Genomic DNA, 15784 nt, shown 5'->3' on the forward strand with positions numbered 1-15784 from the left:
ACCAAAAAGGTTACAAGCAAACTATTATTTTTCAAAAAAAATGTGCAGCCCATTGCCTGGACTGCACTTCATACGATCATGGTACCCGCTGCCCAACTTCCTCAGATGCCAAAGCAAGAGCCGCTTTTGAAATCATCTCAAAAATTGAGTAGGCTGGCATAAGGTTGAGCTCCACAAGAATTGGATTCATTTTTTCAAGAGGTGCCTGTCCTAGAATTGCTTCAAAGTCAGCTTTGTTGAAATCTACAAAACCATGGCCGCTGACCCCTTGGTGACGAAGGTGGAGGAACTTGCTAAAGGCTGGATCTTTAAAGAAAAGATATACCCTCGCAAAAAATTCATCCCTTCCAGTAAGCTTTTCAGTTCCTGTTGAAGCACCAGGGCTAATCATGACGCCGGGGCGGCCATTAAGCCGGTAAATTTCATTATCTAGCACCTTCATATACCGATGAAAATGTTTTGAAAGCCTTTCATTTGCTGGTATCTTAAGAAAATAGGTGGCCCCTTTTCGGATTATGAACTGCTTGTGATCTTCGTATACCGCCCAATTAATATCCCATCCCAGTGCATACAGGAGCGTCTCCTCCGCAAGCCGGTAATATAGAACCACAAAATCTATTAAGTTATTATCCTTATAAAGCAGTTCGGCATAATTTTGAAGATAGGCAATAAATGCACGCTGGTCCCTTCTTGCTACCTTCCTGAATTCTGTAATGAAGGCAATTTCGCTTTTTGCTTCCTTTGGATCTATTTCCATAAGAGTTTCGCTGAGATTATTCCAGTAGCTTTCTGTTTTCAGCTGATGGGAGGTAAAATCAAACTGACGCAATCCCTGTGCCAAGTCAAGCAGCTGGACAATTTTACGGTTTTGGAACCGCTTTGACGCAAGTTTTTTGGCGGCCCGGAAATTCCCAGATTCAACTAGCTGGTGTAAATGGTGATAAACGTTCACCTCTTTCGCTCTGTTAACCTCTTTCTTTTTTGAAAAAGAAGGATTCAATGCTGTTCTGTTTGGAAACCTCTGCACTACCTTTAACGTGAGCATATGGGCAAGTACCTTGTTGGAATAATAGTCAGTATGTATCTCAATAGTTTCAAAATCAGTTTTTATCAAATCAGCAATGTTTTCAGTCCATTGCCGTGCCTCGTGGACCGATTTGAATTCGGGAATAGGTATTCTGCCAGACGTGCCAGCTTTTATCTCCGCTGGCTGCAGTAACAATGTTTCCGTGTTGCTGGCTGAGGAAGGAAGCCTGGGATTTGGATGATCACTCAAAACGATTCGTAAATTTTTCATAGTGAAACAGCACCTTTCCCGGTCAATTTCTCACTTAGCTGCAGCAAAGCCAAATTAATCTTTTCTACATTATTATCCATTTCATGCCCGAATTCCCTTAGCATGATGTTTGAATCCATCAAGAACCTTTTCTTGGCCCGGGAAATGGTGGTCCTCGATGTCCCGAAATACGACTGCCAGGCAACATCATTGTCAATGCCGCTCCTGCCATGGCCAATGAAACTCTGATTTCTCCCCTGCAGAAGTTTTGCGACATTCAAGCTCTTCAAGTAAAAATACGCCCCGAAATGGCTATTAATTTCCCGCTTATCATACATTTCTTCTATTTTTTCGATCAACTGGTAAATGGATGAACAGGTATCCTTCTTGAAGCTTAAGCCCTCTATCTGTTTATGCTCAATTAAATAAAGAAGGATCGCCTCACGCGCCCGATAAAATCGAATCAGGAACGAAACCATATCATCAAGGTCCAGATACATCTCCAGATGGCGATACAACTCGATAATTCTCGCCAAATCACGAATCGCTGTGTCTTTGGATAGCAAATTTTTTAATATAACGTCTGTTTCAATAAAAAGCTCAGTTTCGCCTGCAATCGACCTCGCCTCATCCAGCGCGATTCGGGCGTCCTCAAAGTCATAATTCATCCGATGAATCATCAGCCTTAACAATGATGCCGCCGCCTGTTTTTCAACGGATTCCTCCAACTCATCAAGAAGCTCAAATGCAGCCATATAGTCGTGATCCATAATGAATGACTGAAATTCTCCCAGCCAATCAGAAGCAATCGGAACGATATCAGCTTTTTCCACCACAACTTCCCCGTTTGCAAAAAATACTGCGGCATAACGGTTTTCAAACTGCCTGATCCCTTCCCGGAAGACCAAGTCATACAGTTTTCCATGCCCAATTCCAGATAGTTGCGCGATTATCTCGAACGGGTAGCGCTTGGAAATGGTATGGACGATTCTGCTTACATCCTTTGGGTCCGTTCCGTTTATGCCTGCCCTTGGTGTAACAGCCTCAACTTCCCATTCATCCGGAAAAAATGGCTGGATCAACTTTTCCAGCTCCTGCTGAATTTGATACATTTCAAACTGCGAAAAGCGGCTGTCAATTTCCTGCCAGACAACGATTGCACCTGACTTTTGACTAAGTAGTGATAGACATTCCACTGCTTTTTTTACTGAGTATGTAATGGTTTCTGAAGTTAATGTCCACGGCACACGCTTCGTGATGCCAGCTTGTTTTAAAATTTTCCCGTCCAGAATTACTTGCGGAACGAGCAGTTCATCCGCCACTCCTACCAACTCCCCCTTGCAACACTATTTTGAAAAAATTATACCATATTAATACAGAGTGGTTTTGGTAAGGGGTTTGGACTTTTTTATATTAATAGACTTGTTCCATTCTCCAAGAGTGATGCAGGTTCACTTTAATCTTTGTAAAAAAATAATAATGGGACACAGGGACAGGTCCTTGTCCCTGTAAGAATTCAAGGGACGGATAACCTCCGTCCCTTTCCAATTATTCTGCTATTTGCATTCTATAAATGTACACATCATCGTAATATGCGGTCGTTACCCATGCGTTAGAGCTAGATAACAAGATCCGTACATAAGCAGCATTCTCTGGTGCGGTAAAATAGAATTCCTTTTGTAGCCATTGGCCTCTTGGAGAATCAAATATAATTCCTAGACCACTTGTTATTGATAGTTCCTTTCCATTATTATCATAGTAACGAATTTGATATAATGTACGACTGCTACTAAATGCGTTACCTGTGTCTGGATTAATTGGTGGATCTCCTAAATAAACATTGGCACCTGTTGTGTAAGTTACACCTATCTCAATTTCAATCAAATCAGATTGTAAAGCTGTGTATTTGGAAGTAGTTGCATCAACAAGTTTTAAACTGTTATCGCCTGATAAGGATTGCTCTTCTGATAGTTCAAGAGACGTGTAGCCTTCTGTTCCATCTCTTAGCGACCAACCGTGGATAAAGTCATCTTCACTCAAATCCTCAAAATCCGCGTTCTCCACCTCTAAAAATTGTTTGATAGTGTCTCCCGAACGGTAGACATTAACCGTTGAATTAGCCAAAATTCCTTGATATTCTGCTGTTACAACTACCTCTCCCCGCTCCATCCCAGTAATATCAAGTCCCTGTACGAAAGCATGTGCATCATCTGTAATTGTTAATTGTACCCCGTCATGAAGATTTCGTTTTTCCACATTGCCATTATTTACATTTTTATAGTATCCAAAAACTGTTGCGGTGGCTGTTTCTCCTACTCGTAAATTTATTGGTAGAGTTAACTCCAATCTAGTTAAAAGAAAGCTAGATACCACTACTTTAACTTCAGCTGTCTTCCCAGCATATTCGGCAATGACAACCTCATTTCCATCCTGCACTGCTGTCAATTTATTTCTATTTAATTCAACAATATCTACTGAAGCTGTGGTGAAGCTTGTTTCATTGGTAACATCCTTCTTAATTGGTCCATATTCAGCATACACCGTAAATACCTTTTCCTCTCCGACAGCCATTTCAATTTTTTCAGGCTTAATTGATAAGTTGGTTAATTCATAAACGGTAATCTTCGGTACTTTCATAGTAACAAAGCCAATGCCAGGTTTGGTAACGACAACCGTATATTCATGTTCACCAATCTCCGGTGATGGTATCACGAGCTCCACTGGTTTTTCCCCAGCACCTACACCAGTAGCAAGAATGGTACTACCCTCTCTCACCTCAACGGTAGTTCCCTCCGCAGCCAATATCGATAATGATACATCTGAACCAACGGCAACATCATAGCTCGATGATGGAATTAGTTCTACAGTTGGCAATTCCCTTGGGTCAACAGTCGTTGAAAATGATACATCATCGTAATAAAGTTCATCAAGCCAGCCAAAGTGACCGTTTAATACAATCCTCGCGTCTACTGCACCTTTAGGGGCTAAGCTTGTATGCTTAACATGAAACCATTCATGTCGAGAGAGTGTTATTTTACCTTCATCTAGTCCCTCAACTGCTATCAAATCCCCTAATTCATTATAAAAATAGACTCCGACAAATGCCGACGGTTTCATTTTACTAGGATGCTTTCCATCACCCGATAAGAACACGTTAGCCTCTACCGTATAAGATTTCCCTTCCTTTACTTCAATTTCATCAGATAAAAATTCTGTTTTTCCTCTTGCTTGATTGGTTTTTACTTGTAAACTATTCTTACCTGATAAGGCATATAATGTTGAAATAAAAGAATCCTGGGATTTACCTTTTGTTAATGTCCAACCAGAAAGCTCTTTTTCTTCAAAACTAGCATTTTTCACATCTAAAAAAGATTTCACGGGTTTCGGCTCAACAACAGTAATCACCTGTTTCGTTAATTCCTTTCCCATGTAAGTCGCAGTAAGCGTAACCTCACCAGCATGCTTCGGAATAATCTTTCCATCCTTAATTTCTACTTTTTCTGGATTTGATACAGAAAACTCCACATATTTTGTAATGTCTACTATCCAATCATAAAAATCTGCTGAAACAGCTATTTCTTGAGAAACTCCAATGGTAGCTGTATCCGGAATAGAGAAGGTTAAATTTTCTGGGAGCTCCCTTAGCTTTTTCATCACTTTGGTAGCTTGAGCAAAATAGACCTCATTGTCCTGATTCATCGTAAAAATATTTACTTCATTTTCTACTAATTGTTTACTCTCCATTGTTTTTGGATTTAGGACGGTTAACCTACTTCCAACATTCGTATACAATAATCCATCCTCACCAAAATAAAGCTTTACTGGACGCCAGCGACCATAATTAGTTATGTCTGGATAGACATTTTTCGATTTCACCACTTGATACGTTACTGGGTCAAAGGCAAAAATAAACCCATTTACAGCTCCCCAAATCAATCCATCTGGTCCATTTGTCAAACCACTTATCATCGGAATAGTTGTACTTAATCCATCAATCTCTAAATTCCACTCATGAATTTTTTGCCTTTTTGACATGTCAAATGCAAATAATTTTGCCTTACTAGCAACAGGAGCCGAACCAAGACCACCATGGATTGTCGTGGAACCATAGACAATTCCATCCTTATATGTTAAACCTGCAATACTTTGGTTCTGCACAATGCCTGGGTACACATCATACTTTCCACTTTTAGGATCATAAATGGTTAATGCACCTTCATGCTTTGAATAGCCTGCAATCGTTCCAATTAATAATTTTTCGCCTCCTTCACGAAGTACAAATGGACGATCCTGGCCATTGTCAATTTCAAATAAGAAATCTGGCCCTGATTGTGGGATTTCCTGCGATGTATTCCAACCAAAAATCTCAGCACCTGGATAGAGGCCAAAATACATGGTTTCTCCTACACTTCCAAATCCCTCAGCCTGTGCCAGAGAAAAGTTTGCTAGCTTATCATCATTTGTTGGGTCATAGGTTGCTCCCTCTGTCCCCATATAGCTACTAATATAAATCTTCCCGTCAGGTCCTTTTTCAATTGCTTGTAAGTTTAGTGGATTTCCGTCTACTAGAGTTGGCAAAACCACTTTTTTCTTCTCATTTGGATCATACAGCACAACCTTTCCATCATACGAAATGGTTACCATTGCCTTGCCGTCAAATGCTGTCTGATTCGCAACATCCATCCATTTACTGGAACGAATAGATCCGTCAAAAGGCATGGCGATTTTTTCAGTGAGCGTTTCTACATCAATTTCCCACATATTGCCGTCTTTCTTACTTGTATAAACTTTTCCATTATGAGCCCCCGTTACTGCCATTAAGCCACGAATATTAGAGAAAGCAGTATCCCGCCATTTCTGCGCATCTAGATCATAAACATGCATCGTGAACGGTCCGTTGAAAAAGGCAAATAAATAATGGTTTACTACTGTCATCCCATATACTGCTCCCATACTATTAAACTTACCATTATAGATTGCATTCTCAGGTGAACCTGGAAGTTCAATGCGCTCTTTTTCTTTTGTTACAGGATTAATCTTCCAAACTCTTCCATTAGTCGAACCTGTTCCTGCATAGATATATCCATCATAATAGGCGATTGAACGAATATAGTTTTCACTGGAGTCCACCGCTTCACCGAGTAAATCCGTTACTTCAAGTGTACTAGCATCAACCTTGAATACACGCCCCCCGATAGATGCAGAGTAGATACCTCCATAAACATTGCCATCCTCATCGGAAGTAAGGCTCCAGATTGATTCAGTACCATTAATTGGGATACCGAGGTCGGTTACTTCTTTTGTTTCAGGCGAGTAAACAAATAATTTTTTCGAAGCTCCAATATAAACACGCCCATCAGAGGTTTTCTCATGGGACCATGCATTTGAAGAGTCTTTTAAGGGGTATGAATTTAATAATTTTTGATTATCGATATCAATCACATTAAACTTAGCAAAGTCGCCTGAAGTAGCACTTCCAGTCACCGTTGTATAAACAACATTCACACCATCTTCGACACCAAAAGTTGCATCTATCGTCTGAGCTGTTTGAATTGGGTAACCGAGATCGATAAATGTTTGGTCCGAAGCCATAGTTGTTGAAATAGTTTCATTTGTTGTGTTAGGTGTAGTTTCAGAGATACTAATCTCACCAGTTGATTGTGATTCTTTTGAGCCTACAAAAGCATAAACATTCGTCAAAGGCTCTCCAACAAGAAGTAGTACAACAAGAAAACTAACCAAACCTTTTAAAATTAACCTTCTCAAATTGAAATTTCCCCCTTTGATTTGTTTTTTTCGTGATAATCTGTAATTTATATTTCTGTATTCATCTGCAACTCATAGTAGTTGTCCACTATATTAAATGTATGGGCAAATCGATGTCTATTCAATGTCTTTAGGAGAGTATAGAAGAATTATTACTGAATAGGTGGAATGGGTCTATCCCGCCCACTCATCGGTGGAAAACAATTAGGGTAGGTACATTGTCTTTCATAGCTTTTTAGGAGTCGTTAAGACTGCACGCTTCATAATTGTTGAGAAAAAGCAACTATTTTCTGCCATCCCAATCCCAATCATCATCACAAGAACCATACCGAGTGGAGGAAAAGAGGTAAAGTTTGTCACTGAATTTAGTAAAATTGAAACTAGACCATCCCCAGTAACGAGATTAATTGCCTCTACCGCTTCCCCTGTAGTGGGATGTGTTGCCGATACATTGAATAACGATGCAATATAGGATGAAATCAAGGTAATGGCACAAAGAATAATAAACAAAACGATTGGATCGGGTAACTTATTCCCTGCGTACTCAATCGAGTTCAGCATTCGATTAAAAAATGTTTTATTTTTTTCGTTGTAGTCTGCGACATACTGTCCCCCTTCAGTGATTAATCGTCTTATCAAAGTTTTGTACCTTAACTGTAACTAGAGAAATATCAACAATATCTCCATCTGCTCCATACTTCGGCATTTCAATCCAGTCACCCACGTCAGCGTAGTTGGACTGCCGGACCTATTACTGGTGTTTAAGCTTTTGAATGGTTGCACTCTTGGATGTACTCAGTTTTTGGGGGAGGAATGGAGTTTGTCCTGAAAAACTGAAAAACTGTCATGAAAAGTTTGGGAAATGTCCTGCATTATACGGGAAATGTCCTGTATTTCGTGAAATCTGTCCTATATTTTTTAAAATGTGTCCTAAGCTTTCATTCACGTAAGGGGGTGATTGCATGAAGCTTATGTAGTCAAAAAAATCGACCATATAAAAATCCATCCCCTTCTGCAACGATGGGGATGGATTATAATTTTTTCGCTTAAAATGTCCTTGCCAGGTCCTTTGCGCGGTTAATTGCATCCTGTTTGATTTCTTGCGCGCGGTCTGGGTACTGGTTATGGCCTTCGACAAATAAACCTTCAAAGTTCTTGATGCCAAAGAATTGCATGATGATCCCGATATAGCGGTGTCCCATTTCCAGAGCTGCAGCAGGTCCTTCGGAATACACTCCGCCACGGGCCTGGATATGCAGTGCCTTTTTCTCGCCAAGGAGCCCGATTGGTCCCTGCTCGGTGTATTTAAACGTTTTGCCTGCTACGCAAATAGAATCAATATACGCCTTCATGACAGGCGGGAAAGAGAAGTTCCAGAGTGGTGTGACAAATACATATTTGTCTGCTGCGACAAACTGATCGGATAGTTCACCGAGCCTTGTGACTTTTTGTTTTTCCTCTTCGGACAATTCATCAAATGACGAACCTGATTGAAGCTTACCCCAGCCGCTGAATACGTCAACATCAATTTGCGGAATATCTTCCTTATATAAGTCGAGATAAATCACTTCATCATTAGGATTCGCTTCTCTGTACTGTTCGATGAATGCTTTTCCGACCGCCATACTGTATGATACGGTATCGTCATGTGGATGTGCCGTGATGTATAAAACCTGAGCCATTTGCTATACCTACCCTTCAAATATGTTCTGACCTGATTATCATTCCTCAAATTTTGAATGATAAACATTGAACGGCAGGAGATTCAATACACATCCTTATTCATAAACACATAAAACGATATAAATAGAGCGGCGGCCCACCATGCAAGCAACACACCCAGCGAGAACGATAGCGTCATTCCTTCTATCGGCGGGGCTGTCCCGTTCATATAATCAGTCAGGCGCAGATTCACCATAAAAAAGTACTTGGCCGATTCCCATGAAGAAACCATATTGCTCAAAATCGCTCCGGAAATAAGGGCTGCCAGCATGATACCCATTCCGGCAGCCGTGCTTCTGATCAGCACTGACAGCATGAAAGAAAGTGTCCCGACCACGATTGCCACAAACCAGACAAGGCCAAACTCCATCAATAAATATTGCCATTGATCAATTAGCTTTACACCCGATGTATCAAGCGTCGAGCCCGATGCCGTAAAACCAGTCAGGACTGGTGCCTTCCAGCCGCCGAAACCGAATACAGTGCCGGAAATTACATAAGATAGGATACCCATGAACGCTACAATCATAGACACTGATAGGCAAAGGGTGATGTACTTGCTTAGCAGCACACGCCATCGCCGTACCGGCCTTGTCAGCAGCAGCTTGATAGAACCTTGACTGTGTTCGGAAGAAACCAGGTCGCTGGCGATGACCATGACCATCAGCGGCAGGAACAAGTCAATTGAGTTTTCAATGAACATCCGCATGAAGGTTGGAGCCCCTGGTTCGGATGGATTGATGTCGTGATCCAGGTAATATTGCTGCTGCTGAAGCCTGATTTGCAGCTCACTCTTCCACTCCTCGCTTAATCGGTTTGAGGACAGCCTGTTTTGAATATCTATAATTTGCTGCTGAAGGATGGTCTTCCAGTCTGTCGTTCCCATGCGTTCTCGCTGTGTTTCAACCTCTTTCATCTGGGCATAGGTAAACATGGCGACGAGGATTCCGATGATGGCGGCAATGATTAGCAGCCTTCTCTTAGCAAGAAGCTTGAGCATTTCGTTATAGACAAGCTTAATCAATTGTGTCACCCCCGGTCAGCTCAAGGAACAGGTCCTCAAGCACGGGCATTTTCCGGTTCATTTCCGAAACCTCAACACCAGACTGAACAAGCTTCCGATTCCAATCCGCTGCTTTTTCAGCACTATATTCAGTTAAAATAGCTCCATCATTCCGAATCTCGATTTCCGTTAAGCCGCCAAGGATCCTTTTCCCTTCTTCAAGTGGCGAAAGCCTCCAGACAATCCGTTCCCGGTTTCCGAGTAAAACATCAACTGAATCGGTCTTGATAACTGACCCTTTGGAAATGATGGCGACACGGTCACAGAGCAACTGGATTTCACTCAATAGATGGCTTGAGACAAGGACACTCAAGCCTTCCTGCTCGGCCAGGTACCGAATAAATTGACGCATTTCGCGGATTCCCGCAGGGTCAAGGCCATTCGTCGGCTCGTCCAAAATCAACACACTAGGACTTCCGAGAAGTGCCTGTGCAATCCCTAGCCGCTGGCGCATTCCAAGTGAGTAAGTTTTAACCTTGTCATAAATCCGTTCTTTCAGACCGACAAGCTCGGTGACCTCAGCTATCCTTTTTTCACCGATTCCATCGAGCATTCTTGCAAAATGGGCAAGATTATCATAACCGGAAAGGTACGAGTAAAGCTCGGGGTTTTCAACGATACAGCCCAAATTACGCATCGCCTTTGAAAAATCCTTCTGGATATCATAGCCGCATACCGAAATAGCACCCGATGTCGGCTTAATCAGACCAACAAGCATCCGGATTGTGGTTGTTTTTCCCGCTCCATTCGGTCCGAGAAAACCGAAAACTTCTCCTTTGTGCAGTTCAAAAGAAATTCCCTTAATGATTTCCTTTTTACCGATTCTCTTTTTCAAATCCTTGACTGAAAGTGTCACTGTATCCATCATTTTTCCCCCTCCCACGTCACGAGCGCCGAAACCCGCTCGGCAATCAGCTTGTATCCCTCTGTGTTAGGGTGAAATTTATCAGTATACAAATAATCGTTTACATTTAATTCAAACAAGTCAAATGTTGGCACAAAAACAACCTTATCAAACTGAGCAGCGAGCTCGGCAGTTGCAAAGTTCCAGCTCCGGACGATCGCTGACATTTGCTTGCCTTCCTCAAACTCTATAAACGGATTGTACAGTCCGATAAAAAAGACGGTCGCATCCTTATTGGCCGTTCTAATTTGCGTGAGAATTGTTTTTGCATTGGCCAGGTAGTCCTTCTGGATTTTTTCAGGGTTCCCCGAGTCAAATTCCACAAGACCCTGCCCGCCTCGAAACAAATCATTACCGCCAATTGTAATCAGGACAATATCGGCCTGTGACAGCTGCCGCTGGACTTCAGCCTGCTTTACCTGCTCGGCAAGCTGTTTTGAACGCTGACCATTAATGCCAAGGTTTACAAGCTTTACATCCTCATCCGCGCGCTTATTCATACTGTCAATTAAATATCCAACATAGCCTCTTCCCGCTGCATCTCCAGTCCCCCTCGTTAGAGAGTCACCCATTGCCACGACCTGAAGCCCATCCACATCCTTGGCAGGGACTTTTTCTGTTGGTTCCTGAACCAATAACTTTCCGCTGGCCCCATAATAATCGGCAACCGCCCATACAAGACCGCCGAACCATAGCACTAAAAATAGTGCCGAAGCTACAGTCCAAATCCATACCGTCCGTTTTCCCAAGAAAACCATTCCTTTCTAAAAACTTCCTATTTCAATTTAACCATAGAAGGAAGGTGATTCAAACTGCGGAAGCTTGGTGGCGATTGGTTTGAGATGGTTTTTTTGCCTCGTCGGCCAATTTTTCAAAAAAAATGGCTTTCCGAAGTTTCGGAAGCCGTTTCTATCTTATTAGGTTCATTAATTTACGTCGCAGTCTCCAGCCCCATCCGGAGATTCGGGTGCTTGATTTACCTGCGAGGTATGCTGAGGCCAGCAGTATTAGCAAAACTATGCTGGTGCTGAGCAAGAATTTCTTAATTTCTTCATTATAGATCTCCCAGCCTGGGCCGGCGAGGTTGCCGATTAAAATGTAGGCTGATGACCATATGAATGCGCCGATAGCGGTGCATATGCAATAAAGCTTGGGCGGGAATTTGGTGATGCCGGCGAAGTAGCCGATGGCATGCCTTGCTCCGGGTATAAAGAAGACCAAAATTAATAGTTTGTTACCGTATTTGTTAAACCATTTTGCGATTTTTTCAATGGTTGAGATTTTAATGTATACATAATGGCCGTATTTAGCTATGAATCCATAGCCAAGCTTTTTTCCGATCCAGTAATTTGCGATCATTCCGGTGAATGTCCCGATAGTGGCGATTGCGATGGTTGCCAGCCATTGAAGTTCCCCTGTAAAGGACAAATAGCCGGAATAACCGAGAAGGGCTTCTAAAGGAACAGGCAGAATAATCATTCCTAGTGCCATTGAAATGAATAGGAACATATAGCCGTATTCATTCATGAAAGCTACTGCGTGCTGCACAAGTCCTTCCCCCTCCAAAATTAGACAATTTTGTCATTAGGACAACATTTCAACTATAGTGCTCGGTTGTTTATTTGGCAATGGAAAATTTTTCTTGCTGGTGGTAAGATGGACAGGACTAACTTGTACATTATATGCTCGGCAATGCCAGGATAGGCGTGAAAGTTGGCATTGGCAGCAAGAAGCGCCTGGTGAGTGTTTAATTCACCAGTTTCAGAGGGAAGATAGACGTATATACCAACTGTGTTAGGAGTGGCATGAATGAAAAAAGGATTTATGGGAGTTGGGCTGGTCATCATCGGCATTATTGTCGTACTTGGCATTATGCTCGCATCGAGTTACAACGAGTTTGTCAATGCTGAGGAAAATGTTGACCAATCATATGCACAAATCGAGAACCAACTGCAGCGGCGACTGGATTTAATACCGAATTTGGTAAATACGGTTAAAGGTTATGCGGCTCATGAGAAGGAAACAATCCAAGCAATTTCTGATGCCCGTGCAAGGCTGGCGGGAGCTCGCAGCCCAGAGGAAGAAGCGACAGCGAACGCCGAGCTTTCGGGTGCACTTAGCCGCCTCCTTGTTGTTGTAGAAAATTATCCAAATTTGAAGGCGGACGCTCAGTTCCGGCAACTGATGGACGAGCTGGCAGGAACCGAGAACCGGATTGCGGTTGCCAGGAAGGATTACAACGACGTCGTAGCTGTTTACAATAAAAAGGTTAAGCAGTTCCCTGGTGCATTTGTCGCCGGAATTACCGGTTTTGATGAGAAGGAATATTTCCGCGCCGACCCTCGTTCCCAGGAAGCACCTGAGGTTGACTTCGGAGGCAACGGATAATGAAACGCTGGAAGGCCGCAAGCGTTTTTGCGCTGCTAGTCCTTCTCCTGGTTGGAAGCGCGAATGTGTTTGCAGCTGCTGGGGATATTCCGTCACCACGTGGAGATATTTATGTCCAGGATTTTGCCGATATCCTCAGCCAGGACGAAGAGCAGCAGATTCGCGGCTGGGGCAGGCAAATTCAAAGTGGTGCTGCGGGAGCCCAGGTTGCGGTCCTGACAGTCGATACAATTGGCGATCGCGATATTGAAGGATATGCAAACGAGGCATTCAGGACATACAAGCTTGGCCAGGCTGGCGAGGATAATGGGGTTCTGCTGGTGCTCGCTTTACAGGAAAAGCGAATTCGGATAGAGGTTGGCTACGGTCTTGAAGGAATCATTCCGGATGGGAAAGCCGGAAGAATCCTGGATTCGTATGCGATTCCTTCCCTTCAGGCTGGCCGCCCTAATGAAGCGGTGATCAATACGTATCAGGCGCTTGGCAATGAAGTGATGAGCGGTTTTGATGCAAGCGGCAATCCGATACCGCAGCCAGATGCCGCCGGCCAAGGACAGGATACTGGAATTCCAAACTGGCTATTCATTCTAATCGTTGCTGGTTTAATTATCCTCGATATGGTGTTTTTCCGAGGTACCTTCACCTTCCTAATCCTTTCGATGATCGGCCGTGGCGGTGGTGGAGGCGGCGGTTCAATTGGCGGCGGTGGAGGCTCGTCCGGTGGCGGCGGTGCCAGCCGTGGGTGGTAAGTTTAATGGTGGGCTGTCCAGTTCGTTGGGCAGCTCGTTTTGATTTTGGGTGGGCTGTTCGGATGAGTGGATGAATTTTTGGATGTACCGACCGGGTAAGTGTACGATTTTAATAGAGCAAGAATATGGGCTGCCATCAATAGGCAGCCCGTTTTCGTAGTGTGGTGTGGTGGTGGGTTCGGTTTGTAAATTACTGAAAATTCTCGTTGTCGTAATCCTGCTCTTTCAGAATTCCCATTTCTCTGATGTGCTGGCGTGCTTCGGCATCGCCAAACCGGTAGATCATTGCGTAAATCGTCTCCATCGTAGAATCGTATTCGGCATTTTCGTTTTCCGAGAAGGTATGGTATTCCTGAGCAGGTTTATGCGTTCTCGCATACCCTTTTAAGTCCGCCTTGTAATTCTCCTCAAACAGTTCTCGCAAATCCTGGACCTCGTCCTCATTTGCCATTATCGTGAACGTATTTTCCGCAGTCGGCTCTTTCGTAATCTCTCCTGTTTTAATATCGACAAAAAACATTTGCTTTTCCAGCATCGTCTCAGCTCCTATTCCACTTCTTCTATGGTGTACTTTTACCACTATGTTGGGATTTCTAACCCTTTTGGGAATTTTTGTACGGGAAAGAATAGCGAATGAGAGAGGGTTGGTGGTAGATGCGGCCTTTCGTCTTGCCTGAAGTTGGGAGGTTCATGGAGGTGAGGATGTGATATATCTTTTTATCATCATAGATTTGAAGAAATTCTTGTGCCTGTTTGCTTGTAATCTGAGGGGAAATCAACAGGAAGTAATCCTCTATTGCCTGATGGCTTACGTTTTTGGAAAGCTTATTGCACATCTTGCAAAACCATTTCCGATTATCTTGTTTAACTGGTATATGATTACAAAACGGGCATTGTGGGCCGAAAAGCAGATCCTGTTTAGAGATTGAAAACATTTGGAGGACATCTTGCCTTAGCTGAGTGTGGTCCGAAAGCATTTTATCTTTTAACATGTTTAGGGAAGATTCGTCTAAATAAATTTGTTTATGTTTCCTTTCGATCACTTCCACTTTTTCTACTAAGCGAATGGAGTGGATTACCTTCTGATGGGCTTCAAAGTAGTTTGGATCAGACTTGAGTTTTGCGGCAGAATTGCTCATAACAACAAAAAATTCAAGCGGTATGTCGGGGAAATCGTTTTTTCTGAACCAATCTTTTAACTGCAGGAGCTGAAGCTTGACCTGGGAAAGAGGATTTGAGTATAAGTTGATTTTTCCATCTTTGTCTTGTGTAACCTGGCTAAAATTCTTCTCGAAGGTTATCTCTCCAGCCCAAGTTTTAATTTCCAGAATCAAAGCGAAAGAAGGGGTAATCAAAAGTGTATCAATTTGAAAATAAACACCATTTACTTTTAATCGAATCCCTTTAAAAATACTGAACTTTTCTTCCTTTAAATACTTAAGGTAAAAGTCCACTGCTTTCTCACCGTTATATCCAGCACTATATGTTCGATACGACTCCTCAACCTCCATTCTCTTATGATGTGTTTTTGGAAGCCTCCTTAATAACGCCTCCAACATTAAGAGAATTAGTGGTACGGCTCTTTCTAAAACTACCAATATGCATCCCTCCTCTTTTCTGGGTAAAATTCTGCATACACACCCTTAATTCCTTTATAAGCTTATGGTCAAATGTTACAAAATAGTGCATATTTCATTGATTTGAAAATTTATCGACCGTTTTCACACTTTTTCCCCCTGTACGAATTATTTTTCACCCTCTTTCAACATTTTTCACCCTCAACGAAGTATATTTCGAAACTATTCACCATTCAGACACAAATGGAAACACATAAACACCACCAAGCGGATGGAAATTCAATTATTGTCCGGCAATCCATTACTAAGCTTAAATAGAATTCGTACTCTATTACTCTT

Annotated in this window: 13 protein-coding genes and 1 pseudogene; 2 read left to right on the forward strand and 12 right to left on the reverse strand. The window is 42.6% G+C overall.

Features of this window, described 5'->3' with window-relative positions:
* Positions 1-76: 76 nt before the first annotated feature.
* The 10 genes and pseudogenes from AM500_RS14290 to AM500_RS14330 form a co-directional block, all read right to left on the reverse strand.
* Positions 77-1297, reverse strand: coding sequence for a hypothetical protein (locus tag AM500_RS14290; protein ID WP_053599824.1), 1221 nt, complete (start codon positions 1295-1297; stop codon positions 77-79).
* The gene (locus tag AM500_RS14295) at positions 1294-2598 is read right to left on the reverse strand and encodes a hypothetical protein (RefSeq protein WP_053599825.1); all 1305 of its coding nucleotides are present in this window, start codon (positions 2596-2598) and stop codon (positions 1294-1296) included. Before AM500_RS14295 ends, AM500_RS14290 begins: the two co-directional genes overlap by 4 nt.
* A gap of 226 nt (positions 2599-2824) precedes the next feature.
* A complete protein-coding gene (locus AM500_RS14300; protein WP_053599826.1) occupies positions 2825-7042 on the reverse strand; it encodes a WD40 repeat domain-containing protein in 4218 nt (1405 codons plus the stop codon).
* 225 nt (positions 7043-7267) lie between these two features.
* Positions 7268-7603, reverse strand: coding sequence for an AbgT family transporter (locus tag AM500_RS14305; protein WP_231688182.1), 336 nt, complete (start codon positions 7601-7603; stop codon positions 7268-7270).
* Positions 7604-7667: 64 nt separating this feature from the next.
* A pseudogene (locus tag AM500_RS25075) lies at positions 7668-7766 on the reverse strand (mechanosensitive ion channel domain-containing protein); the annotation flags it as partial.
* Between the two features lie 322 nt (positions 7767-8088).
* Positions 8089-8724 carry an FMN-dependent NADH-azoreductase gene (locus AM500_RS14310; RefSeq protein WP_053599828.1) on the reverse strand — a complete coding sequence of 212 codons (636 nt, stop codon included), beginning with the start codon at positions 8722-8724 and terminating at the stop codon, positions 8089-8091.
* Positions 8725-8807: 83 nt separating this feature from the next.
* Positions 8808-9788 carry an ABC transporter permease gene (locus AM500_RS14315; protein WP_053599829.1) on the reverse strand — a complete coding sequence of 327 codons (981 nt, stop codon included), beginning with the start codon at positions 9786-9788 and terminating at the stop codon, positions 8808-8810.
* A complete protein-coding gene (locus tag AM500_RS14320; RefSeq protein ID WP_053599830.1) occupies positions 9781-10695 on the reverse strand; it encodes an ABC transporter ATP-binding protein in 915 nt (304 codons plus the stop codon). Before AM500_RS14320 ends, AM500_RS14315 begins: the two co-directional genes overlap by 8 nt.
* On the reverse strand, positions 10692-11489 hold the full coding sequence (locus AM500_RS14325) for an SGNH/GDSL hydrolase family protein (protein WP_053599831.1): 798 nt from the start codon (positions 11487-11489) through the stop codon (positions 10692-10694). The genes AM500_RS14320 and AM500_RS14325 overlap by 4 nt, the downstream gene beginning before the upstream one ends.
* 151 nt (positions 11490-11640) lie before the next feature.
* The gene (locus AM500_RS14330; protein ID WP_053599832.1) at positions 11641-12279 is read right to left on the reverse strand and encodes a DedA family protein; all 639 of its coding nucleotides are present in this window, start codon (positions 12277-12279) and stop codon (positions 11641-11643) included.
* Between the two features lie 261 nt (positions 12280-12540).
* On the opposite strand from AM500_RS14330, the gene AM500_RS14335 reads away from it, so the two are divergent.
* Together AM500_RS14335 and AM500_RS14340 are read left to right on the forward strand one after the other, a co-directional pair.
* The gene (locus tag AM500_RS14335; RefSeq protein WP_053599833.1) at positions 12541-13119 is read left to right on the forward strand and encodes a LemA family protein; all 579 of its coding nucleotides are present in this window, start codon (positions 12541-12543) and stop codon (positions 13117-13119) included.
* On the forward strand, positions 13119-13868 hold the full coding sequence (locus AM500_RS14340) for a TPM domain-containing protein (protein WP_156319824.1): 750 nt from the start codon (positions 13119-13121) through the stop codon (positions 13866-13868). The genes AM500_RS14335 and AM500_RS14340 overlap by 1 nt, the downstream gene beginning before the upstream one ends.
* A gap of 190 nt (positions 13869-14058) precedes the next feature.
* Here AM500_RS14340 and AM500_RS14345 read toward each other — a convergent pair whose 3' ends face one another.
* A complete protein-coding gene (locus AM500_RS14345) occupies positions 14059-14403 on the reverse strand; it encodes a hypothetical protein (RefSeq protein WP_053599835.1) in 345 nt (114 codons plus the stop codon).
* 58 nt (positions 14404-14461) lie between these two features.
* Complete coding sequence (locus AM500_RS14350; protein ID WP_053599836.1) at positions 14462-15466, reverse strand: nuclease-related domain-containing protein; 1005 nt, start codon at positions 15464-15466, stop codon at positions 14462-14464.
* Between the last annotated feature and the right edge of the window lie 318 nt (positions 15467-15784).

The sequence above is a fragment of the Bacillus sp. FJAT-18017 genome (assembly GCF_001278805.1).
Taxonomy (GTDB): domain Bacteria; phylum Bacillota; class Bacilli; order Bacillales; family Cytobacillaceae; genus Bacillus_D.

Coding starts and splice junctions, on each gene's coding strand:
- AM500_RS14340 (WP_156319824.1), top strand. CDS start 13,119: ATGAAACGCTGGAAGGCCGCAAGCGTTTTTGCGCTGCTAGTCCTTCTC.
- AM500_RS14325 (WP_053599831.1), bottom strand. CDS start 11,489: ATGGTTTTCTTGGGAAAACGGACGGTATGGATTTGGACTGTAGCTTCG.
- AM500_RS14345 (WP_053599835.1), bottom strand. CDS start 14,403: ATGCTGGAAAAGCAAATGTTTTTTGTCGATATTAAAACAGGAGAGATT.
- AM500_RS14310 (WP_053599828.1), bottom strand. CDS start 8,724: ATGGCTCAGGTTTTATACATCACGGCACATCCACATGACGATACCGTA.
- AM500_RS14335 (WP_053599833.1), top strand. CDS start 12,541: ATGAAAAAAGGATTTATGGGAGTTGGGCTGGTCATCATCGGCATTATT.
- AM500_RS14290 (WP_053599824.1), bottom strand. CDS start 1,297: ATGAAAAATTTACGAATCGTTTTGAGTGATCATCCAAATCCCAGGCTT.
- AM500_RS14305 (WP_231688182.1), bottom strand. CDS start 7,603: ATGCTGAACTCGATTGAGTACGCAGGGAATAAGTTACCCGATCCAATC.
- AM500_RS14320 (WP_053599830.1), bottom strand. CDS start 10,695: ATGATGGATACAGTGACACTTTCAGTCAAGGATTTGAAAAAGAGAATC.